The organism is Streptomyces sp. Y7 (genome assembly GCF_043195415.1).
Lineage (GTDB): Bacteria > Actinomycetota > Actinomycetes > Streptomycetales > Streptomycetaceae > Streptomyces.
Genome location: NZ_JBIDDQ010000001.1, coordinates 736,835 through 759,120, shown reverse-complemented (window position 1 = coordinate 759,120; position 22,286 = coordinate 736,835). Strand labels below are relative to the sequence as shown.

At 72.1% G+C, this 22,286-nt stretch carries 17 protein-coding genes and 1 pseudogene; 12 read left to right on the top strand and 6 right to left on the bottom strand.

The window, feature by feature from the left end; genetic code table 11:
* Nucleotides 1-408 precede the first annotated feature (408 nt).
* Together ACGFW6_RS03165 and ACGFW6_RS03160 are read left to right on the top strand one after the other, a co-directional pair.
* Nucleotides 409-1,305: a GNAT family N-acetyltransferase gene (locus tag ACGFW6_RS03165; RefSeq protein ID WP_393504092.1), complete on the top strand. Its 897-nt coding sequence runs from the start codon at nt 409-411 to the stop codon at nt 1,303-1,305.
* Nucleotides 1,306-1,473: 168 nt separating this feature from the next.
* A pseudogene (locus tag ACGFW6_RS03160) lies at nt 1,474-1,799 on the top strand (hypothetical protein).
* A 12-nt stretch (nt 1,800-1,811) separates the two neighbouring features.
* Here ACGFW6_RS03160 and ACGFW6_RS03155 read toward each other — a convergent pair.
* A complete protein-coding gene (locus tag ACGFW6_RS03155; protein ID WP_393504090.1) occupies nt 1,812-2,717 on the bottom strand; it encodes an AraC family transcriptional regulator N-terminal domain-containing protein in 906 nt (301 codons plus the stop codon).
* A gap of 146 nt (nt 2,718-2,863) precedes the next feature.
* Between ACGFW6_RS03155 and ACGFW6_RS03150 the strand changes: the two genes are divergently transcribed.
* Nucleotides 2,864-3,625: an SDR family NAD(P)-dependent oxidoreductase gene (locus ACGFW6_RS03150; protein WP_393504088.1), complete on the top strand. Its 762-nt coding sequence runs from the start codon at nt 2,864-2,866 to the stop codon at nt 3,623-3,625.
* Here ACGFW6_RS03150 and ACGFW6_RS03145 read toward each other — a convergent pair.
* Nucleotides 3,622-4,509, bottom strand: coding sequence for a Gfo/Idh/MocA family protein (locus tag ACGFW6_RS03145; protein ID WP_393504087.1), 888 nt, complete (start codon nt 4,507-4,509; stop codon nt 3,622-3,624). The genes ACGFW6_RS03150 and ACGFW6_RS03145 overlap by 4 nt on opposite strands.
* A 324-nt stretch (nt 4,510-4,833) precedes the next feature.
* Here ACGFW6_RS03145 and ACGFW6_RS03140 point away from each other — a divergent pair, with 324 nt between their 5' ends.
* Nucleotides 4,834-5,691 carry an aldo/keto reductase gene (locus tag ACGFW6_RS03140; protein ID WP_393504085.1) on the top strand — a complete coding sequence of 286 codons (858 nt, stop codon included), beginning with the start codon at nt 4,834-4,836 and terminating at the stop codon, nt 5,689-5,691.
* Between the two features lie 115 nt (nt 5,692-5,806).
* Nucleotides 5,807-7,573 carry an ABC transporter ATP-binding protein gene (locus ACGFW6_RS03135; protein ID WP_393504083.1) on the top strand — a complete coding sequence of 589 codons (1,767 nt, stop codon included), beginning with the start codon at nt 5,807-5,809 and terminating at the stop codon, nt 7,571-7,573.
* Between the two features lie 58 nt (nt 7,574-7,631).
* On the opposite strand, the gene ACGFW6_RS03130 is transcribed toward ACGFW6_RS03135, so the two are convergent.
* Together ACGFW6_RS03130 and ACGFW6_RS03125 are read right to left on the bottom strand one after the other, a co-directional pair.
* Nucleotides 7,632-10,097, bottom strand: coding sequence for a CBM35 domain-containing protein (locus tag ACGFW6_RS03130; protein ID WP_393504081.1), 2,466 nt, complete (start codon nt 10,095-10,097; stop codon nt 7,632-7,634).
* Between the two features lie 106 nt (nt 10,098-10,203).
* Nucleotides 10,204-11,241, bottom strand: a complete 1,038-nt coding sequence (locus tag ACGFW6_RS03125) for a LacI family DNA-binding transcriptional regulator (protein WP_393504079.1) — start codon at nt 11,239-11,241, stop codon at nt 10,204-10,206.
* A 93-nt stretch (nt 11,242-11,334) separates the two neighbouring features.
* Between ACGFW6_RS03125 and ACGFW6_RS03120 the strand changes: the two genes are divergently transcribed.
* From ACGFW6_RS03120 to ACGFW6_RS03105, 4 genes are all read left to right on the top strand, one after another.
* Complete coding sequence (locus ACGFW6_RS03120; RefSeq protein ID WP_393504077.1) at nt 11,335-13,443, top strand: alpha-galactosidase; 2,109 nt, start codon at nt 11,335-11,337, stop codon at nt 13,441-13,443.
* A gap of 64 nt (nt 13,444-13,507) precedes the next feature.
* Nucleotides 13,508-14,773 carry a glycosyltransferase family 4 protein gene (locus tag ACGFW6_RS03115; RefSeq protein WP_393504075.1) on the top strand — a complete coding sequence of 422 codons (1,266 nt, stop codon included), beginning with the start codon at nt 13,508-13,510 and terminating at the stop codon, nt 14,771-14,773.
* Nucleotides 14,770-15,603 (top strand): transferase, encoded by an 834-nt coding sequence (locus ACGFW6_RS03110; RefSeq protein WP_393504073.1) that lies wholly within the window; start codon nt 14,770-14,772, stop codon nt 15,601-15,603. The genes ACGFW6_RS03115 and ACGFW6_RS03110 overlap by 4 nt, the downstream gene beginning before the upstream one ends.
* Before the next feature lie 25 nt (nt 15,604-15,628).
* On the top strand, nt 15,629-16,477 hold the full coding sequence (locus ACGFW6_RS03105; RefSeq protein WP_393504071.1) for an SDR family oxidoreductase: 849 nt from the start codon (nt 15,629-15,631) through the stop codon (nt 16,475-16,477).
* On the opposite strand, the gene ACGFW6_RS03100 is transcribed toward ACGFW6_RS03105, so the two are convergent.
* Together ACGFW6_RS03100 and ACGFW6_RS03095 are read right to left on the bottom strand one after the other, a co-directional pair.
* The gene (locus tag ACGFW6_RS03100) at nt 16,474-17,106 is read right to left on the bottom strand and encodes a TetR/AcrR family transcriptional regulator (protein ID WP_393504069.1); all 633 of its coding nucleotides are present in this window, start codon (nt 17,104-17,106) and stop codon (nt 16,474-16,476) included. The two genes, ACGFW6_RS03105 and ACGFW6_RS03100, sit on opposite strands and share 4 nt — an antisense overlap.
* A 127-nt stretch (nt 17,107-17,233) precedes the next feature.
* Nucleotides 17,234-17,884, bottom strand: a complete 651-nt coding sequence (locus ACGFW6_RS03095) for a TetR/AcrR family transcriptional regulator (RefSeq protein WP_393504067.1) — start codon at nt 17,882-17,884, stop codon at nt 17,234-17,236.
* Nucleotides 17,885-18,013: 129 nt separating this feature from the next.
* On the opposite strand from ACGFW6_RS03095, the gene ACGFW6_RS03090 reads away from it, so the two are divergent.
* From ACGFW6_RS03090 to ACGFW6_RS03080, 3 genes are read left to right on the top strand one after another with little or no spacing between them, the layout of a single operon-like run.
* The gene (locus ACGFW6_RS03090; RefSeq protein WP_393504066.1) at nt 18,014-19,147 is read left to right on the top strand and encodes a VOC family protein; all 1,134 of its coding nucleotides are present in this window, start codon (nt 18,014-18,016) and stop codon (nt 19,145-19,147) included.
* A complete protein-coding gene (locus ACGFW6_RS03085; RefSeq protein WP_393504064.1) occupies nt 19,144-20,106 on the top strand; it encodes a fumarylacetoacetate hydrolase family protein in 963 nt (320 codons plus the stop codon). The genes ACGFW6_RS03090 and ACGFW6_RS03085 overlap by 4 nt, the downstream gene beginning before the upstream one ends.
* Complete coding sequence (locus tag ACGFW6_RS03080) at nt 20,103-22,004, top strand: acyl-CoA synthetase (RefSeq protein ID WP_393504062.1); 1,902 nt, start codon at nt 20,103-20,105, stop codon at nt 22,002-22,004. The genes ACGFW6_RS03085 and ACGFW6_RS03080 overlap by 4 nt, the downstream gene beginning before the upstream one ends.
* Nucleotides 22,005-22,286: the final 282 nt, after the last annotated feature.

Here is a 22,286-nt window from a genome sequence, read left to right as displayed (position 1 = left end):
ACGCACCGACCCCCGACCGCGGCCGCTACCGATGGGCCCCGATGCTACGCACGACCCGGGTGTCGGCCAATAGGTCCGCACCAAGTCCAAACGCCTCTGAACTGCGGGAACTTGGATGGTCACGGAATGACCACATCCGCTTAACTCTCGTCTAAGGCTCACTTAAGTCAGAAGGGGGCGCGAGAAGCCTTCTGAGAGCGCTCTCGGACTAGGTGTGGGTGACCACGGAAAACCCGTGGACGGACCTCCGAAGATCACGTACTGTGTTGCTCCACGCCCTGAGACGGACGGAAGGAGGCGAGTGCCGTGCAGTTCACCCATGTCCCGCGCTCCCTCTCCCGTTGCCCCGGCGTGCACATCGCGATCTGACCGGGAGCGCTCCAAGCAGCCTGTATCCCGGAGGAATCCGTGACCGATCTGGTCATCCGTACGCTCTCCACGAGCGACGCCCATCTCTTCGACGCACACCCCGACCCGCTCGGCGCCCGTGAGGGGCACCTGCGCACCCGGTTCCGGCCCGAGTGGAAGCGCGTGGCCCTGCGCGACGGCCAGGTCGTCGCCCGTGGCGCCTGGTGGGGCGGCCCCGACGACTCGACGCCCATCAACATCAACTGGTTCGACGTGGCCGAGGGCGAGGAGGAGGCCGGTTCCGAACTCCTGCGCTCCGCCCCGTGGCAGGTCGAGCTCGAGATCAACCTGTCCGGCGGCTGGCGGGACGACCCCGCCCTGAAGGCCGCCGCCGAAGCCCGGTTCTCCGCCGCGCGCGCCGCCGGATACGAACTCCTGGTGGAGCGCTTCCTGTACCGCTGGACCGCGGATCTCGGCCTGCCCGAGCGGCCCGGACGGCTGAGGTTCAGCGCGGAGCCCGACGACGCGGTGTTCTTCGACGTGCTGCGGCGCATCCACTCCGCCACCCTCGACGCGCACGCGTTGCGGGCCATAGGGGAGGGCGGTCTCGACAAGGCCGCCCAGGAAGAGCTCGACTTCTTCCACTGGTGCCCGTCCCCACGGGAGTGGTGGCAGGTCGCGCACACGCCCGACGGCGACCTGGCCGGCATCCACATCCCCGCCCACAACCCCTCCGGGCCGACCGTCGGCTTCATCGGGGTCGTACCGGAACACCGTGGCCACGGCTATGCCTACGACCTGCTCGCGGAGTGCACCCACTTCCTCGTCGAGCAGGGCGCGGAGGTCGTCACCGGCGCGACGGACCTGGGTAACTTCCCCATGGCCAAGAACTTCACCAGGGCCGGTTTCCCGGTGGTCAAGGAGAGGATCAACTTCCAGCCGACGACGTCCGCGTAGGCGCGTAGGCGCGCAGTCGGGTAGTCGCCTGTTCGCCTAGTCGCGGAGTAGCGCCTCTGCCCGCCGTATGACGGACGGCCCGGACCTCGATCGCAGGTGCGGGCCGTCTGTCAGTGCCGGGTGGCATGCCGGCCGACACGTGATCGACAGCGGGGGGCGGAGGCGGGTATGGGCTTCGACGGCGAGGTGTGGCGCCTGCGCGACGGCGACGAGCCGGTGGGCGAGATCCTGATCGACGAGGCCGACTTCCCCTGGCTGGCGGGCCGTTTCACGCCAGGTCCCGGATATGCGGCGGTGCGTGAGCTGTTCGTCCGTGAACTCGCCCTGCTGGAGCGTGACTTCGACGAGGTGGCGGAGGCATGGGAGGCCGCCTACGGCGAGATCCGAAGCCGTGTCTCCCTGTCCTCGCCGGACGGTCCCGTCGCCGAGTTCCTGCTGCACATCGAGGGGGACAGAGCGTGTTCCGGTGGAGCGAGGAGCCGTTCGACGAGTGACCGACCGCAGGCTCAGGCCAGGACCCCCACAGGACTCCGCGCGGCGTCCCGCAGGCGTGCGGCGTCCTGGCTGGGCGGCGCGCCGAACTGACGGCGGTACTCCCGGCTGAACTGTGACGGGTTGTCATAGCCCACGCGCCGACCGACCCCGGTGACGTCGCCGGGGTGCGTGGCGAGCAGCAGCCGGGCCTCCTGGAGCCGGATCTGCTTCTGGAACCGGATGGGGCTCATCGCGGTCACCGCCTGGAAGTTGCGGTAGAAGGCGGAGACGCTCATGCCGGACATCCTGGCCACGTCCTCGACCCGGAAGGGATCCGCGTAGTGCTCGCGGATCCAGCGCACGGCCCGGGAGACATGGCTGAGGCTGCTGTCGGCGAGGCCCAACTGCCGTACCGTCGCCCCCTGTTCGCCGGTGATGACACGCCACAGGATCTCGCGCTTGACCATCGGCGCGAGCACCGCACGGTCGCGGGGCTCGTCGATCAGGCGCAGCAGCCGGACCACCGCGTCCAGCAACTCGGCCGGCGCGTCGGACACGGCGATCCCCGACGGCGGGCCCCCGCCGGGCCGGGGAGTGGCACCCGGTCCGGCCTGGAGCAGCAGTTCCGCCACGGCGGACGGCTCCAGCGTGAGCCCGAAGCCCAGCGCCGGGTGCTCGGGATCCGCCCCGGTGAACTGGCCCGTGACCGGCAGGTCGACCGACGCCACCAGGTACTGCCCGGCGCCGTACTCGAAGACGCGCTCGCCCAGCGCGAGGCGTTTGGCGCCCTGCGCGATGACCGCGAGAACCGTGCCGGACATCGACGGCGCCGGAGGATCCGACCGGTCGACCTTCGAGATCAGGACACCGTCGATCGGGGTGGTCCAGTCGGGACGGGCGTGCCGGTTCAGCAGCGCGCGGAGCTCTTCCGGTGGCATACGGCCATTGCAGCACGGTTGCGCCGGGCGGATCCCGCAAGTGAGAGGATCGTGCACGTGCGGGCGAGCATCGTTCTAACGTTTCCGCAGGTCAGATGGGTTGAATGGAAGCAGTTCACCGATTCCGTTCACTCAGGGGAGAGACCATGAAGATCGCCATCGTCACCGGCGCCAGCTCCGGCATCGGGCGGAGTGCCGCCGTCGAGATCGCCAAGCGCGGGGTCGGGGTCGTCCTGACCTACGGCAGGAACGTCCGGGGCGGGCAGGAGACCGTCGCTGCCATCGAGGAGGCGGGCGGCACGGCCGTCGCGCTGCCGCTGGACGTCGGCGCGAGCGACACGTTCGACGCCTTCCGGGACACCGTGGCCGGCGTGCTCAAGGAGACGTGGGGGCGGGACACGTTCGACCACCTGGTCAACAACGCGGGCATCGCGCAGACCGCGCTGATCGAGGACATGACGGAGGACATGTTCGACCGGCTGACGCGGGTGCTGCTCAAGGGGCCGTACTTCCTGACGCAGAAGCTGCTGCCGCTGATGGCGGACGGCGGCGCCGTCGTCAACACCAGCAGCAACTCGGCGGGCACCACCACCGGCCTGGAGCCCGGCTACTCGGCGTACGCCACCATGAAGGGCGGCCTCGACGTGCTGACCCGGTACATGGCCAAGGAGTTCAGCGGCCGGGGCATCCGGGTCAACGCCGTCTCGCCGGGCGCGACCCGCACCCGGCTCGCCGACGACGCCTTCACCCGGTTCCCCGAGGTGATCCCGGGCCTCGCCGCGAAGACCGCGTTCGGCCGGGTCGGGGAACCCGGCGACATCGGCGCGATGATCGCCACGCTGGTCTCCGACGAGAGCCGCTGGGTCACCGCCCAGAACATCGAGGTCTCCGGTGGCTACAACCTCTAGGCCGGTCGGTCGAGCAACTCCTCGGCCTCGGCGAGGATCTCGGTGACCCGCAGTCCGAACGCCGCGTCGCACGGGTGCGGTTGCCCCGTGCGAGCCGCGGTCAGCAGGGCGTCGGCGGCCCGGGTCAGGGCCGACACCGCCGTCTCGGTGCTCTCCGGCAGCAGCGTCACCCCCGCCGCGCCCCGCAGCTCCACCGTCGCCCCCGCGGCGGCGGGCGGGGCCGTGAGGCTCAGCGCCAGGGTGCTGGAGGCGCCGCCGGCGTGGTCGAGGACGAGGTGGACGGTGTCACCGGGCCCGTGCGCGGCCGCCGTCACCCGGAGTGCGTCGCCCAGCACCGGCAGCAGCACCGACAGCGCGTGCGGGCCCACGTCCCACAGCGCGCCCTTCTCGCGCCGCCACGGCGAGTGGGCGAACGGGTTGGCGTCACCGCTGAACACCGCGCCGAGCCACTGCGCCCGTCCGGTGAACCAGCCCTCCACGCCGGCCTGTTCGGTGATCCACGCCGCGGTCTCCGGCTGGAACCGGGTGGTGAAGAAGACGACCGAGGCGACACCGGCCGCCGTGACGGCCTCGACGACCGCCCGTCCCTGCTCCACCGTCGGCGCGAGCGGCTTGTCGAGCAGCAGATGGCGGCCCGCCCGCGCGGCACGCGCCGCGAGGTCCGCCTGGATCGCCGGCGGCAGGGCGACGGCCACCGCGTCCACGTCGGCGAGCAGCGCGTCGACGTCGTCGTAGGCCCGCACGCCGTAGCTGTCGGCCAGTTCCTTCGTGGGAGCGGTGCGCCGCCCCCACACCCCGACGAAGTCCAGCTCGTCGTGCCCGCTGAGGGCGGGAGCGTGCGCCATCTGCGCCCACGGGCCGGTGCCTAGGAGTCCGATGCGCATGCCGCCGCCTCTCACAGTGCCGGATCGTCCGCGACCGAAGCCTGTCCGGTCGGTCGAGGGTGAGCGTGTCATATCGACCTGGCGGCGACGCAAGGGGAGGACGGACCGCCGGGGCGACCCGCGGTGAACGGATCCAGGGGCACCGCGCTGGACCCGCGGTGAACGGATTCAGTGGCACCGTCGCTGAATCCGTTCACTTTCTTCTATTGGACCTCTGGGGTCCGTACGACGACGCTGGTGTGGTTCCGGTACGGCCCGCGCTTCACCGGTCCGTGCAAGGACGACAACGTTTTCCGCGCGACAGCCGAGAGAGGTCACGAGCTCATGCACACCCGCCGCATCGGGGATGTCGAGGTCAGCGCGATCGGTCTGGGCGGGATGCCCATGTCCATCGAGGGCCGTCCGGACGAGGCGCGTTCCCTCGCCACGATCCACGCCGCGCTCGACGCGGGCGTCACCCTGATCGACACCGCGGACGCCTATCACCGCGACGCCCACGAGGTCGGTCACAACGAGACCCTCATCGCCAAGGCCCTCGCCTCCCACGACCTGGGCGAGGACGTCCTCGTCGCCACGAAGGGCGGCCATCTGCGCCCCGGCGACGGCAGTTGGACCCTGGACGGCAGTCCTCGCCATCTGAAGGAGGCGTGCGAGGCGTCCCTGCGCCGGCTCGGTGTGGAGGCCATCGGGCTCTACCAGTTCCACCGGCCCGACCCGAGGGTGCCGTACGCCGAGTCCGTCGGCGCGATCCGCGACCTGCTCGACGAGGGCAAGATCCGCATGGCCGGGATCTCCAACGCGAACCCGGAGCGCATCAGGGAGGCGAACGACATCCTCGGCGGCCGGCTGGTCTCCGTGCAGAACCAGTTCTCCCCGGCGTTCCGCTCCAGCGAGCCGGAGCTGCGGCTGTGCGACGAACTCGGCATCGCGTTCCTGCCCTGGAGCCCGCTCGGCGGCATCTCCCGAGCCGGTGAACTGGGCTCCGCCTACGCGCCGTTCGCGCGCGTCGCCGAGGCGCACGGCGTGAGCCCGCAGCGGGTGTGCCTGGCGTGGATGCTCGCCAAGTCGCCGGTCGTCGTGCCCATCCCCGGGTCGAGCCGGCCGCAGACCGTCCAGGACTCCCTCGGCGCGGTCGACCTCGTGCTCACGGCGGAGGAGATCGCGGAGTTGGACGCCGTCTGACACCACGCCGGGATCCGTCCCGGAGCACGTGTCCGCTCCTTCCCGGGACGGGATGGGAAAGCGCTTGCTGTACTGGTGGCCGCACTTCATCCGGCCCTCGGGAAGGACCACGCCCATGGCGTCGTCGCAGGAGAGACCCCTCGACCACCGCTACCGGGACGAACACCCCGTCCGCACACTCGCCTACCTGTTCCGCGCCGACCGTCACCGCCTCGCGGCGGCGGTCGGCGTCTTCACGGTCAAGCACAGCCCCGTCTGGCTGCTGCCGCTGATCACCGCGTCCATCATCGACACCGTCGTCCAGCACCAGCCGATCAGCAGGCTCTGGCTGAGCACCGGCGTCATCATGTTCATCCTGCTGGTGAACTACCCCCTGCATCTGCTCTACGTACGCCTGCTGTACGGCAGCGTCCGCCGCATGGGCACCGGCCTGCGCTCGGCGCTGTGCACCCGCATGCAGCAGCTGTCCATCGGCTACCACTCCCGCGTCAGCGCGGGTGTGCTCCAGGCCAAGGTCGTGCGCGACGTCGAGACGGTCGAGCAGATGGTGCAGCAGACCGCGGAGACCGGGCTCGGCGCGACCACCGTCCTCATCGGCGGCCTGGTCATCATCGCCGTCCGCACACCGGAGTTCGTGCCCGTCTTCCTCGTCGTCGTGCCCGCCGCCGCACTGGTCGTCGCCCGACTGCGGGCCAGGCTGCGCACCCACAACGAGCACTTCCGCCACGAGGTGGAGACCCTGTCCTCCCGCGTCACGGAGATGACCCGCCTCATCCCGGTCACGCGCGCCCACGGCCTGGAGGGCAAGGCGCTGCGCCGCATGGACGGCACCCTGCACCGGCTGCTGACCTCCGGCATGCGCCTGGACCTCGTCAACGGCCGCTTCGGCTCGCTCGCCTGGGTCGTGCTGAACGTGGTCGGCGTGCTGGTCCTCGCCGGCGCCGCCCTGATCTCGTACTACGGCGTGTGGGGTGTCACCGCCGGCGACGTCGTCATGCTGAGCGCGTTCCTGACCACCCTCACCAACTCCACGACCACGCTGGCCGGTCTGGCGCCGGTCATCACCAAGGGCCTGGAGTCCGTCCGCTCCGTCGGCGAGGTCCTCCAGGCCCCCGAGCTGGAGGACAACGAGGGCAAGGCCGAACTCGGCTCGCTGCGCGGCGCCGTGACCTTCGAGGGCGTCGGGTACGCCTACGACACCGGCCGCCCCGCCGTCCGTGACCTCACCCTCTCCGTCTCGCCGGGGGAGACGATCGCCCTCGTCGGCGCGTCGGGCGCGGGCAAGTCGACCGTGCTGAACCTCGTCATCGGTTTCATCCGCCCGACCTCCGGCCGACTGCTGCTCGACGGAACGGACATGAACACCCTCGACCTGCGCACCTACCGCCGCTTCCTGTCGGTCGTGCCGCAGGAGTCGATCCTCTTCGACGGCACGATCCGCGAGAACGTCGCCTACGGCATGGACGACGCCGACGAGGAGACGGTGCGGGCCGCGCTGCGCGACGCCAACGCGCTGGAGTTCGTCGACCGCTTGCCGCAGGGCCTGGACACCCTGGTCGGCGAGCGCGGGGCGCGGCTGTCCGGCGGACAGCGGCAGCGCCTCGCGATCGCCCGGGCGCTGATCCGCGACCCGAGGGTGCTGGTCCTGGACGAGGCGACCTCCGCCCTGGACACCCGGTCGGAGGCGCTCGTCCAGCAGGCCCTGGCCCGGCTGCTGCGGGGCCGCACCACCTTCGTGGTGGCCCACCGCCTGTCCACCGTGCGAGGCGCGGACCGGATCGTGGTGCTGGGCGACGGCCGTATCGAGGAGATCGGCACCCACGAGGAACTCCTGCGCCGGGGCGGGGCGTACGCGGCCCTGCACAGCGGTCAGGTCGCCTGACGCCCCGTCCCGCCCGCTCCACCCACGAGATCGCGCGGAGCGGGCGGGACCGGCGAGGCTACGGCATGCCGACCACCCGGCCCAGTTCGATCCGGTCGATGCGCGGCGCCCACGCGGTCGCATTGCCGAACGTCACCTTGTTGGCGCCCTCCTCGAGTTCCACCGGGACGCACACCGTCCAGTAGTCGTCCGGGCTCCAGGTGTTCTTGAAGGTGACCGTCACCGGCGCGGCGTCGCCCACGGTGATGTCGGCCGTGCGGGACACGATGTCGGTGTTGTAGGCGTGGCCGTTGTCGCGCCGGTCGTCGTGCGCGTAGTGGACGACCAGCAGATGACGCCCCGGTCTCGGCGCCTCGACCGTGAACGCGGCCGTGCTGAGCGGGCTGTTGCCGAGCCGGTCGACGCAGGAGCCGGTGGAGGCGTGCGGCGAGCCGACGAGCTCCGCGCCACCCGCGAGGACCGCCGAGGCGGCCGCGCAGCCGAGCGTGCCCTCGGCCGAGCCGTCGCCCGAGACGTCCAGCGAGCGGACGGCGGCCTGCTCCGCGCCCATCGCGAGACGGTTGTTGCCCGCCGCGAGGTACAGACGCAGGGGACGTCCGGGCGCCGCCCTCACCGTCGTGCCGTGCAGCGCGATCTCCACCTCCGCCGACGCCCGCGGCACCACCGTGTAGTAGCCGTCGCGCGGGGCGTGCACGTCGAAGACCGCCCGGTCGCCCGGCCCCAGCACGAGCGCTCCCGTGCCGACCCCGGCCGACGAGGTGTAGTCGTACGACGGGCTGCCGCCGATGTCCGCCAGCGTGGCCTCGTACGAGGCGCTCGGCTCCCCGGTGCGGACGGTCAGGTCGAGGCGGTCGAGGGTGACCTCGCCCGATCCCTTGGCGAGCGTCACCACGTGGCTGCCCGCCGACAGGTGGACCCGGACCTCCTTCCTGGCGCGGTAGGTCCAGTTCTGGGTGGAGGGGTAGGTGACGGTCGTCGGATCACCGCCGTCGACGCGGAGCCGCTGGGTCGCGGGGGCGCCGGACTGATTGCCGTAGAGGATCGCCAGGTCGTACGTCCCGTCGTGCGGCACCGTCACCGTGAAGTCGACCCTGCTGGTGGCCCGGTCGAGGGAGCCGACGTCCCGAGTGCCGGATGCGGCGTAGCCGTTGGGGTTCTCGACGGTGCCGTGGGTACGGATCTCGCCGTCGGTGACCACCGCGTCCTGCGCCTCGTACGACGCGGTCCAGGGCACGTCCGGCGTGGCGGGGGTGCCCTCGCCGCCGGGTACCAGGACGACCCGGTAGGCGGACATCCGGCGCATGCCGCGCAGCGGCACCGTCACCGAACCGTCCTCGGTCACCCGGAGCTTCGTCCGGGCCAGGACAAGGGGTGTCGCGTGCTGTCCCTCGTAGCCGGACCAGGCGGTCTCGGCGACCGTCGCCGTGACCGTGTCGCCGAAGACCGAGCGGGGGATGTGGCGGACGACGACGTCCGCGTCGCCGTCGGAACCGCCCAGCAGCACCTGGGCCCGGCGGCGCGCGGTGTCGAGGCAGGCGAGGCCCTGAAGGGTGTCGACGGCGTGGGCCCGCGGCGGGGTCACCTCGACGGTGTCGCCGGTCAGTCCGGCGTACCAGCGGAAGAACCACCAGCCGCCGTTGGGGATGCCGGAGCGCACCACGTGGCCGCTGAGGTTGCCCGCCGCGTCCCAGTAGGCCGCGTTGGCGTACACCTTGTTCCGCTCGAACATCGAGACCCACTGCACGAGTTGTCCAGGGACCGACAGGTCGCGCCGGTTGCCGTACTCGTCGATGTTGATCTTCAGCGGGGCCACGCCCGCCTCGCGCTCCAGGGAACGGTAGTCGTCGTAGTGGGCCTGGAAGTCCCGCAGCGAGCCGGAGTCCAGCTCGTGCCAGGTCATGACCTGCGGCAGGACGTCCTCGCGCCGGGCGAAGGCGAGGAAGTCCCGCAGCAGGCGGGAGTGGTAGGCCGCCTCGTTGGGGCCGGCGATCCTCGCGCCCGGATCGATCGCCCGGATGCGCCGGTACACCGTCTTCCAGTCCTCGAAGAAGCGGTCGCGGTGGGCCTCGTACCGGACCTGGTCGGCGACGTCGAGCCCGTACCAGATCTGGTCGGGCTCGTTGAACGGGACGTGGACGAAGCGGTCGCGGTCCGGGTCCGCCGCGATCTCCTCGACGATCCTGTCGACCCTGATGAGGTAGTCGTCGATGCCGAGGTCCTCGTACGGCCACTCGGCGTAGACGTCCTGCATCAGCACCAGGATCTCGCCGCCGCCGGTGCGGAAGAACGACCTGGCGACGGAGAGCGCGTCGCCGCCCGGGTGCTGGGCGCCGCCCTCCGGTTTCTGGGTCACGCTGGTGATCCGCAGCGGTTCCAGGGCGGCGTCGCCCGGAACTCCGTCGTCGCTGAGCCCGTACAGCGCGCCGTTGGCACCGAGCAGCACCGGGCCTTCGGAGACGGCGAGATCCACGGTGAGGCGTTGCGGGTCCCGCGCCGGGCCATGGAGAGCGCTTGTCTGCATCATGTGCCTTTCGCGAACGGGCGGTTCGGGGAGAAGGACTCGGGACAGCGGTGCTCAGCCGGGACGGCGTGGTCCGGTCCGGCGCGACCAAGGCTCGTGCGGCGGGTTCTCAGGCGGTGCCGGGCGCCGGGCCTGAACTCTCGCGGATCACCAGCTCCGGCACCGGCACAGGCCGCGGGCCGAGCTCCGCGGCTCCCTCCAACACCCCGTGCAGCAGGGCGAACGCCGCCCTTCCCAGCCCCGTGAAGTCCAGACGCACGGTGGTCAGGGATGGGGTCAGATAGGCGGAGTGCGGCGCGTCGTCGAACCCGGCCACGCTGACCTCGCCGGGCACCGCACGACCGCACTCGTGCAACGCCCGCAGCACGCCGAGCGCGAGGTCGTCGTTGCCGCACAGGATCGCGGTGACCGCGGGATCCCGCGCGAGCCTCAGACCGGCCGCGTGACCGCCCTCGGGTCCCCAACCGCCCTGCACGGGTCGGGGTTCGGGGGCGCCGGCCTCCTTCAGGGCCTGACGCCAGCCGCCGGTGCGGGCGCCGGTGCGGCGGGTGGAGGACGGGATGGCGACGTAGTGGACCGTCTCATGGCCCAGCAAGAGCAGATGCCTGGTCGCCTCGAAGGCGGCCTCGCGGTCGTCGGTCCACACCCGGGGCCGGTCACCGCCGGGCGCGCTCGCCGGAGTCTCGACCACGCCCACGACCGGGAGCCCGGCCGGGACGGCGTCGAGGGCCCGCACCCCGGCCGGGTCGTAGGCGATCACGATCAGCCCGCCGCCCGCGTCCGCCGCCCGCTGCACCTGGGCGGCGACGGCGGCCCGTTCGGCCGACTCCAGTACGCCGATCCCGACCGCGTAGGAGGCCGCGCGCGCCGCCTCCTCCACGCCCCGCAGGAGGCAGGCGTAGCCGTAGTGGGTGGTGTTCGCGGTCAGCACGGTCACGGCCCTGGTGCGGCCGCTGGCCAGGGCCAGCGCGGTCGCGTTGCGGCGGAACCCCAGCTCGTCGACGGCGGCGAGCACCCGGTCGCGGGTGGCGGGCCGGACGCTGGGATGCCCGTTGATCACCCGGGAGACGGTCTGGTGCGAGACACCGGCGGCGGTCGCGACGTCCCGGATGCTGGCCGGGCGGCTTGTGTGACCGGTCACCTGCATGCCAGGATTGTGACCGGTCACATCGGGGTCGTCAAGGGACTGTCGCGGGAACGACGAGAGCGGTACGGACTGCGCGGAGTCGGAAGGGGCGCCATGTCCGACACGGGTGAGGGTCGCCGGTTCAGCTGGGGCCATGCGGCGCTGCGGGCCGAGTTCGCCGTCGCCGCCGACGGAACACCCCGGCTCGTGGGCCTGGACCGGCCGGGAGGGCCGCGCCCCGTCGACCCCGAATCCGCCCTGCCGCTGGTCGAGTTGACCGCGCCGGGGCACGGCAGCGGCTGGTCGGGTCCGCGCTTCACCGGCACGGCACTCGGGACGCGACTGACGTACCGGGACCACCGCACCGGCAGACGCGGCGACTGGAGATGGCTGCACGTCGAACTCCACGACCCGGCCACGGGGTTGACCGCGACGGTCGAGCTGACGTCCCCCGACGGCCTCTCGGTGCTCCGCTCTCGCGTCCGCCTGCGCAACGACGGAACCGGGCCCCTCGTCCTGCAGTCCGTCAGCAGCCTGCTGCTCGGCGGGCTCCCCGCGCCGGACGCCCTCGATGTGCTGCGGGCCCGCAACGACTGGCTCGCGGAGTGCCGTTGGTACACCGAGCCGCTGCGTGCCACCGTCGCCGACATCGGCCCTGCCGTCCACGGTCACGCCAGCCGTGCCGCCCTCGTCCTGACCGGGCGCGGCAGCTGGCCCACCGACGGGCATCTGCCGATGGGGGCGCTGACCGAGCGGGGGAGCGGGCGGACCTGGCTGTGGCAGGTCGAGTCGCCGGCCGGCTGGCGCTGGGACCTGGGCGAGAGCGCGGGCGGCAGCTGGCTCGCGCTGAACGGTCCCACCGACGCCGAACACCAGTGGCGGGTCCGGCTCGGCGCGGGCGAGGAGTTCACCACCGTGCCGGGCGTGCTCGCCGTCGGCGCCGGGCTCGACGAGGCCATGGGCGCGCTGACCTCGTACCGCCGGACCGTACGCCGCCCGCACCCCGACCACGGCACGCTCCCCGTCGTCTTCAACGACTACATGAACACGCTCATGGGCGACCCGACCACCGAGAAGCTGCTGCCCCTGATCGACGCGGCTGCCGTGGTGGGCGCGGAGTACTTCTGCGTCGACGCCGGCTGGTACGACGACTCGGCCGACGGCGGCTGGTGGGACGGCGTCGGCGCGTGGCTGCCCTCGGCACGCCGTTTCTCCGACGGCGGGATCGGCGTGGTCCTCGACCGGATCCGCGAGCGCGGCATGGTGCCCGGGCTGTGGCTGGAGCCGGAGGTCGTCGGCGTACGCAGCCCGGTCGCCGCCGCGCTCCCACCCGACGCCTTCTTCCGGCGCGACGGCATACGCCTCACCGAACAGGGCCGCCACCAGCTCGACCTGCGCCATCCCGCCGCCCGCGCGCACCTCGACCGGACCGTCGACCGGATCGTCGGCGAGTGGGGCGTGGGCTACCTCAAGCTGGACTACAACATCGTGGTCACCCCCGGAACGCTCGCCCCCGGGGACCTCGCACCCGGCGCCGGGCTGCTCGGCCATGCCCACGCCTACCTGGACTGGCTCTGCGAAGTCCTGGACCGGCACCCGCATCTCGTGATCGAGAACTGCGCCTCGGGCGGCATGCGCATGGACGGCGCCACCCTGGCCGTCACCCAGCTCCAGTCCACCAGCGACCAGCAGGACCCGCTGCGTTACCCGCCGATCGCCGCTGCCGCACCGAGTGCCGTACCGCCCGAACAGGGTGCGGTCTGGGCGTATCCCCAACCCGGGTACGACGACGACCTGATCGCCTTCACCCTCGGCGGGGCCCTGCTCGGCCGCATCCATCTGTCGGGCCACCTGGACCGCATGACGAACCGCCAGGTCGCCCTCGTGCGGGACGCGCTGACCACGTACAAGAGCATCCGCCGCGACCTGGCGCGGGCGATGCCGTTCTGGCCGCTGGGGCTGCCCGGATGGACCGACGCATGGCTCGCCCTGGGCATGCGGTCGCCCGACGACCGTACGACGTACGTCTCCGTCTGGCGCCGGGGCGGACCGTCCGAAATGCGCCTGCCGATGAGGCACTTGACGGGTCGGGAGGCGCGCGTGGACATCCTCCACCCGGCCTCGGCGCCGGCCGGTTCGGCCGCATGGGACGGCGACGGGGCACTGCGGGTGACGCTGCCGCGAACACCCGGCGTCGTTCTCGTCCGGCTGTCCGGCACATGACCTGCAAGGCAACGGAGCGGTAACAGCAGGCAACGGAAAGGGACTCGGGGCGGTCTAGTCCGCCATGAAGATCTCTTTCCTGCTCCACAACGCCTACGGGATCGGAGGCACGATCACCACCACGTTCAACCTGGCCCAGGCACTCGCCGAACGCCACGAGGTGGAGATCGTCTCCGCCCTGCGGCACCGGGAACGCCCGAACTTCGCCCTGGACCCGCGGGTCGCGTTGAGGCCACTGGTGGACCTGAGGCGCGAGAAGGAACATCCCCTGCACCGCAGACCGGCGCGGGTGTTCCCCGCCGCCGAGTACCGCTACGGACAGTACAGCGAGCTGACCGACCGCAGGATCGGCGAATGTCTCGCGCAGACCGACGCCGACGTCGTCATCGGTACCCGTCCGGGGCTCAACGTGCACCTCGCACGGCAGGCGCCGGAACACGTCGTCCGCATCGGACAGGAGCACCTCACCCTCGACAACCACTCGCCCCGGCTGCGCACCGCGCTGCGCCGCGCCTACCGCCGGCTCGACGTGCTGACCACGGTCACCGAGGCGGACGCCGCGGCCTACCGGCGCAAGATGCGCCTGCCCGGCGTCCGGGTCGAGGCACTCCCGAACAGCGTCCCCGATCCCGTGCTGCCCCCCGCGGACGGCTCCGCGAAGGTGATCGTCGCGGCCGGCCGGCTGGTCCCGGTGAAGCGCTACGACCTCCTCGTCGAGGCGTTCGCCCCGGTCGCCGCCGCCCACCCGGACTGGCGTCTGCGCATCTACGGCAAGGGCGAGGAGCACGCGCGGCTGCGGCAGCTCATCGAGGACCTCGGCCTCAGCGACCACGCCTTCCTGATGGGGGCGGCGGCGCCCATGGAGGCCGAGTGGGTCAAGGGTTCGATCGGCGCGACCGCGGCCAACTTCGAGCCCTTCGGCATGACGATCGTGGAGGCGATGCGCTGCGGCCTGCCGGTCGTGAGCACCGACTGCCCGTACGGACCGGGGGAGATCATCGAGGACGGCACCGACGGCCGGCTCGTGCCTGTCGGTGACCGTGAGGCGATGAGCGCCGCGCTGCTGGAACTCGTCCGTGACGACGAACGGCGCCGGCGCATGGGGCGCAGGGCCCTGGAGAACGCGCGACGGTTCGCCCCGGTCCCCGTCGTGGAGCAGGCCGAGCGCCTGATCGACGAGGCGAGGGCCGCGCGCGGGGCCGCACGACGCGCGGCACCGGAGCCCGGACGCATACAACGTGCCCTGGTCAGTCAGGGCTTCGCCGCGCGCGACGCCGCGTACGCCGCGGCTTCCGGTGCGCTGCGCACGGTACGGAGGGGACAGCGATGAGCACCGCACACGGCACGACGAGCCCCGTCGACGTCCGTGCCGACTGCACGGCCGACGCGGACGGGCGCCTCACCTTCGTACTCCGGACACCGTCGACCGCGGCCCGACTGCTGCTGCGGCTGCGCCCCGGGAAGGGGCAGCCCGAGAAGGTCCTCCTCACCCTCGACTTCGAAGCGGCGGGGGACGGACGCAGGCGTGCCGTGCTGGAGCCTGGCGCCGAACTCGCCGAGGGCCGCTGGGACGTCTACCTGCTCCCCGGACCCGACGCGCCGCGGCAGCGTCTGCGCCCCGGGCTGCGGGACCTCCGTACCCTCGTCGACGGCCGCCTCCGCGACTGGCCGGCACCGGTCGCCGTGCGCGTCCCGTACGTCACCAAGGACGGCTGCCTCGCCGTGCGGGCGTGGCTGCGGACCGCCCACGCGGAGGTCGAGGGCATCGACGTCACGGACCGCTCGATGACCGTCAGGGCACGGCTGCACGGCGCCGCACTCGGCGGGGATGCCACCGTGCGGCTGCGCCTGCGGGGCAAGGGCGGCACCGAGCGGACCGTCGTGCCGGTGGCCGAGGCTGACGGCCGGGGGTTCTCCTTCACGGTGCACTACGGCGAACTCGCCGACGACGCCGGTCCCGGCAACCGCGTCTGGGACCTGTTCGTCCGTGCCGGCGGAGCGGCCGGCGGGGAGACCCCGGTCCGGATCGGCCGTCTCTTCGACGACATCGCGGACCGCAAGGAGATCTTCGTCCTTCCGGCGGCCGCGCTCGGCGGCACGGTCGTGCGGCCCTATTACACGGTCGACAACGACCTCTCCGTACTTGCGGACAGAACCTGACCGCAAGTCCTCCTACGGTCGTTCCATGACGCAGACACAGCAGGCGCAGAAGATCCTTGTCACCGGAGCGACCGGAACCGTGGGCCGGCAGGTCGTCACCGAACTGCTCGCCCGCGGTCACGCGGTCCGCGCCCTCACCCGGGACCCGGCCGGGGCCGACCTTCCGGCCGGGGCCGAGGTGGTCCGGGGCGACCTGACCGACCCCGAGAGCCTGGTCCCGGCTCTGGAGGGCGTCACCGGTGTCCACCTGATCACCTTCGGCGGGGCCTATTTCGCCCCGCTGGAGACGGGAGGGCGGATCCTGGAGCTGGCCCGGGCGGCGGGCGTGCGCCGGGTCACCGTGCTGCACGGCGGGGAGGCGACACCCCTGGAGCAGGCGGTGCGGGCGGACGACGGCGTGGACTGGACGGTGCTCATGCCGGTCGAGTTCATGGGCAACGCCCTGGAGTGGGCGGACGGCATCGTGACCGCCGGCGAGGTGCGCGAGCCGTTCGTCTCCCGGCTGAGCGCGATGGTCCACGAGGGCGACATCGGCGCCGTCGCCGCGGTGGCCCTCACCGAGGAGGGGCACGGCGGCCAGGAGTACGTGATCACCGGGCCCGAACTCCTCACCGTGGGCGACAAGGTGGCGACCGTCGCCGCTGCCCGCGGCCGGGAGATCACGCTGGTCGAGCTCACCGAGGAGGAGGCCGTCGCGCGGTGGCGGGAGGCGGGTCACTCGCCGGAGGTGATCGGCTTCCTGCTGGAGGCGTACGGCAATACGCCGTTGGTCGGCCGCACGGTCGTCGACACCGTCGAGAAGGTCACCGGCCGGCCCGCCCGCACCTTCGGCCAGTGGGCGGCCGAGCACGCGGACGCGTTCGGGGCGCGCTAGCCCGCCTGACCCCGCGCCAGCCGGGCCGCCGCGTCGTGGACGACCTGTGCGTGCAGTTCGAACAGGGCCACGAGGTCGACGCTGTCGCCCGTGACCTCGCGGTGCACGAACAGGCCGTCCGCGCCGGCGATGGCGTACGTGGTGAGGGTGTCCACGGCGGCCTCGTCCAGCTCCGGGAACAGGGTGGCGGCGACCTCGGCGATCTTCCGGTGGGTGATGTCGCGGACCTGGAGGAACACCGTGCGGCCCCGGGGTTCGGTGGGTCGTCGCTCCAGGGCGAGCATGAGGCCGAGGCGCAGGAAGTCGGGGGCGTCGACGAGTGACCTGGCCACGTTCCCGGCCATGGCGGTGACCCGCTCCACAGGCGTGCCCGACTCCTCGCCCGGCAGTTCCACGGCCGTGAGCCAGGCCTCGAAGCTGCGCTCGATGACCGCGGCGATCAGGTCGTCCTTGTCCTTGAAATGCCAGTAGATGGAACTGGCGGGCAGCCCGCACTTGGCGCTGACGGCCGCGATCGAGGTGCCGTCGTACCCGCGCTCACCGGCGATCTCCACGGCGGCGTCGAGGATGCGCTGGCGTGACTCCACCCCGTTGGCGCGCTTCTTGCGCGTCGTCGGCGCACTGGTCATGGGGTGCCTCCCCGGTCGTACAGCCTCGCCGGCCGCGCCGTCGATCACTGGTGGAACGCATGCTGAAGTGTCCACTCTAATTGGAGCATCCCCTACAGCAGCGGCGGTCCCCGTGGGGCGGCCGGGCTCAGCCGACGAGAGTGTCGACCTCGTCGAGGTCCGGCAGGTCGAGCGAGCAGATCCGCGCGGCCTCGTCGGCCGGGAGGCCGAACTGCCGCAGCAGGTTGCGGGCGAGCAGGTCGGCGGAGTGCGCGTCGTCCCGGTCGGGCTGGGCGTGCAGCAGTGAGCCCAGGGCCAGCGCGGCGGCGGCCGTCGTCGCGAGGGCGAGGTCCAGGTCCTCCACCTCGAACCGCCCCGCGGCCACCGCGGCGCGGATGTCCTGGAACGCGCGCGGCGCCAGGCCCCGCTCGGACCGCGCCAGTTCGAGGCCCTGGTTCAGCAGTACGCGGCTCAGCTCCGGGTGGCGGCGGTGCAGTCGGCCGGTCATGCGGAAGCTCTGCGTGAACGCGACCGCCGGGTCGTCGATGTCCGCGGTGAGCCGGTCCATCAGCGAGCCCCACCACTCCAGGGCCTCCGCCACCGCGACACGGAAGAGCTCTTCCTTGCTGTCGAAGTGGTTGTAGAACGAGCCGACCCCGATGTCGGCCAGCTCGGTGATCTCCAGGATGGGGACGTCGGTCCGGCCCTCGGCCAGCAGCCGCTGGGCCGCCTCCACCAGCGCGGTGCGGGTGCGCGCCCGTCGCCGGTCGACTCGCCCGGGTGCGGTCCGCTCCGCCATCACGCCATCCTTCATCCCGCCGGTCCTGCCTTCACCCCGCACTCTAGCTGCACCGTCCTGTTTCCTGAAGATTTCTTCAGTCCTCTTGACTGAGGTCTCATTCGGAAGTGAATATTTCTTCAGGAGGTGATGGCCGTGAGGGGCACGCACAACGACCTGCATTCCGAGCAGGGCGCACTCCCCGGGGAGCATCCGGGCCGGGCGGCGAACCCGGTGATCAAGGTCCACGACATCGCGTGGCTGGAGTTCCGCAAGCCCGACCTGCATCGGGCCGAGGTCTTCGCCCGCGCGTTCGGCTTCGGCACCTCGTACAAGGACGACCGCGAGCTGCACCTGCGGGGAACACAGGCCGGCGCGCCGTGCGTGCTCATCAGAAAGGGGCGGAAGTCCACGTTCCGCGGCCTCGCCTTCCGAGCCGCCGACACCCGCGACCTGCTGCGGCTGGCGGAGGCCGCCGGCACCCGGGTGCAGCCGCTGCCACAGCAACTGGGCGGTTCCGTCGTGGAGCTGGTCGACCCGAGCGGGCTGCCGGTCCGGGTCGTCGCCGACACCGACGAGCTGCCCGCGCGGGCCGGGCAGGGCACGCGGGCGTTCAACTTCGGCGGCGGACTCGACCGGATCAACGCCACCCAGCGCCCGCCACGGGAACCCGCGGGAGTGCGGCGCCTCGGCCACGTCGTCCTGCAGACGACCGCCTACGCGCGCACCCTGAACTGGTACCTGGAGCACCTCGGCCTGATCGTCAGCGACTTCCTCTACTACGAGGGCCGGCGCGAACGCGGCCCCACCATGTGCTTCATCCGCTGCGACCGCGGCCGGACCCCGACCGACCACCACACCCTGGCCCTGACCCTCGGCCCCTCCAACCGGTACGTGCACTCCGCGTACGAGGTGACCGACCTCGACGCGCTGGCGGCCGGCGGCCGGCACCTGCTCGGCGAGGGCTACCGAAGGTCCTGGGGGATCGGCCGGCACATCCAGGGCAGCCAGATCTTCGACTACTGGCGCGACCCCGACGGCTTCCTGGTCGAGCACTTCACCGACGGCGACATGTTCGACGCCACGCTTGAGCCCGGCTGGGCACCGATGACCGCCTCCGGCCTGGCGCAGTGGGGACCACCCGCCACCAAGGACTTCCTGGGCATCGCCCCCGGACGCGAGTCTCTCGCCGAGCTGCGCTCGATCATCACCGCCCTGAAGTCCGACGACAACGAATTCGACCTCGATCGCCTGCGCGGCCTGCTGAAAGTGGCATCCACATGACCGTCTCCGTCCTTCGTACCGCCGGGGGAGCGTGGTGGGTCGCACTCGACGACGACCACGCCGTACCGGTCGAGACACCCGCGACGACGACCGCCGAACTCCTCGACGACGTCGTAGCCGTGCACATGGCCCTCGCCGAGGCCCGCGCGGGCGTCCCGACGGCGCAGCCCCGCCGTATCGCCGAACTCCGGCTCGTCTCCCCGGTCACCGCGCCCTGCCGGGTGGTCGCGCAGATGACCAACTACGTCTCCCACGTACGCGACTCCGGCATGAACCCCGAGACCGTTCCGCTGACGTTCTTCCGCAAGACCTCCGGCTCCCTGTGCGGCCCCTTCGACGAGATCGTGAAACCGCCCCATGTCCGCTTCCTCGACTACGAGATCGAACTCGGCCTGGTCGTCGGACGCCCCCTCGACGTCGGTGCCACGGTCACCACCGCGAACTGGAGGGACCACATCGCCGGCCTGGTCGTCACCAACGACGTCTCGGCACGCGACGTACAGCTCCCCAAGACCCAGTTCTACGAGGCCAAGTCCTACCCCACCTTCACCCCGGTGGGCCCCGCGCTGGTCCTGCTGGACGCCGACGAACTGGACCGGCTCCGCGAGCTGCGGCTGGTCCTCAAGGTCAACGGTGAGACACGCCAGAGCAGCGATCTCACCGACATGATCTACAGCCCGCTCGAAGCACTGCGGGAACTCTCCCGCTTCCAGGCCCTCGCCACGGGTGACCTGATCCTCACCGGCACACCCGGCGGCACGGCCCTGAAGGCACCGCCCAAGCCGGTGGAGATCATCGGCGCGCTCCTGCCGCCGGCCATGAAGTGGAAGGCGTTCTTCAACTCCCAGGCGAAGAACCAGAAATACCTCCGCGAAGGCGACGTACTGGAGCTGTCCATCCGCACACCCGACGGCTCCATCGACCTCGGCACCCAGCAGAACAAGGTGAGGTACGCGTGAGCACCCAGACCCCCATGGCGTGGCCGCGCTACGACCACCCCGACGACCTGGCCGCCATCGAGGCCGTACCGCTGGCCGCGCGCGGGCTGCCCGCCACCTCCTACGACCTGCTGCGCCGGGCCGCCGACCAGTGGCCCGGGCGGACCGCGCTCACCGTCCTGCCCGACGCCGCGTCCTGGCGCACGCCCCGCGAGCGGACCCACGCGGACCTCCTCGCCGACGTCCACAGGACGGCCAACGCCCTGCACCGCCTGGGCGTCCGCCGCCCGGACGCGGTCGCGCTGCTCGCCCCGAACTGCGACGAGCTCGTCACCGCGCTCCTCGCCGCCCAGCTCGCCGGTATCGCCACCCCCGTCAACCCGGCGCTCGCCCGTGACCACGTCGCCGAGCTGGTACGCCGCGCCGGCGCCCGCGTCGTCGTCACCGCCGCCCCGGAGCTGGACCCCGAGGCGTTCGCCACCGGTGCCGAACTGGCCCGGCGGGGCCTGGTGGACCATGTGCTCCTGCTGAGCCCCACCGGGGGCCCGGCCGCGCCGCTGCCGTCGGTGGAGAACGCCACCGTGGCCCGCCTCGCCGACATCGCGGCAGAGCGCCCGGCCGACCGCTTCCTCGGCGAGCCGCCCACGAGCACCGACCTCGCCGCGTTCTTCCACACGGGCGGCACCACCGGAGCGCCGAAACTCGCCGCGCACACGCATGCCAACGAGGTGTCCGACGCGTGGATGATCGCGGCCGACTCGGTACTGGACGACGACTCGGTCGTGTTCGCCGCGCTGCCGCTGTTCCACGTCAACGCCCTCGTCGTCACCCTGCTCGCACCGCTGTTCCGAGGCCGGCGAGTGGTGTGGGCGGGTCCGGCGGGCTACCGGGACATCACGCTGTACGCCGAGTTCTGGCGCATCGTCGAGCACTACCGGATCGCCACCATGAGCGCCGTACCCACGGTGTACGCCGTCCTGGCCGGGTGTCCCGTCGACGGGACGGACATCGCCTCGATGCGGTGCGCGATGGTCGGCGCCTCCGCCCTGCCCGACGGGGTGCGCGCCAACTTCGAGACGGCGACCGGGATTCCGCTGCTGGAGGGGTACGGCCTGACCGAGGCGACCTGCGCCAGCGTCCGCGGTTTCCTCGACGTGCGCCGGCCCGGCTCGGTCGGCCGGCGGCTGCCGTACCAGAACATCAGGATCGCCGATCCGGACACCGGCGCCGAGCTGCCGGCCGGCGAAACCGGCACCGTCCTCATCAGCGGCCCGACCGTCTTCCCCGGCTACGTCCAGGGCCGCACCGCGGACGGCCATCTGATCAGCGGTCAGGGCACGGTGACCGACGGCTGGCTCGACACCGGCGACCTCGGCCACCTCGACGCGGACGGCTTCCTCCACCTCACCGGCCGCGCGAAGGACCTCATCATCCGCGGCGGCCACAACATCGACCCCCGCGGCATCGAGGACGCCCTGCTCTCGCACCCCGCGGTCACCGGGGCCCAGGCCGTCGGGCAGCCGGACGAACGGGCGGGCGAGGTGCCGGTCGCCTACGTGACGCTCTCCGACGGCACGGTGGGCGAGGACGACCTGCGCGCCTGGGCCGCCGCGCACGTCGGCGAGGCGGCCGCCGCCCCCAAGGCCGTCCGTGTCCTCGACGCCCTCCCCGTCACCGCGGTCGGCAAGCCGTACAAGCTCGCCCTGCGCGCCGACGCCACGCGCCGGGTGCTCGGCGAAGTCCTCGACGACGTCGAGCACGTGGCGGAAATCCGCGCCGACACGGACTCCGGGTCGGTGACGGTCACCGTGACGCTGCGGACCCCGGCCCCGGCCGGTACCGCGGAGGAGGTGGCACGCCGGGTCGCCGGCTTCGCCCTGACCTGCCATGTCGTCGAGCAGCAGCCGGGTGACGCCTGACGCACCCCCGCAGGTGACGCCCGCCGCGCGGGCCGGTGCCGGACCGCGGAGCGCGTCGAAATCGCCAAATCCGGACCGGAAGTCGTCCAGACCTCTCTGGAGTCTTGAACCCGCCGGTCCGGGTCTGCTTGGGTGACGAACCAATGCCGCCGTCCGGCGGCGTTTAGGGGGAATGGTTTCTGTGCTGGGCCGGCCATGGGGGCTTGAACACGCCGTGCGACAGCGGTGGGCGACGCCGTACCGGCGTCCGCCGTCCGTCTGGGGTCCGACCCGCGACTGAGC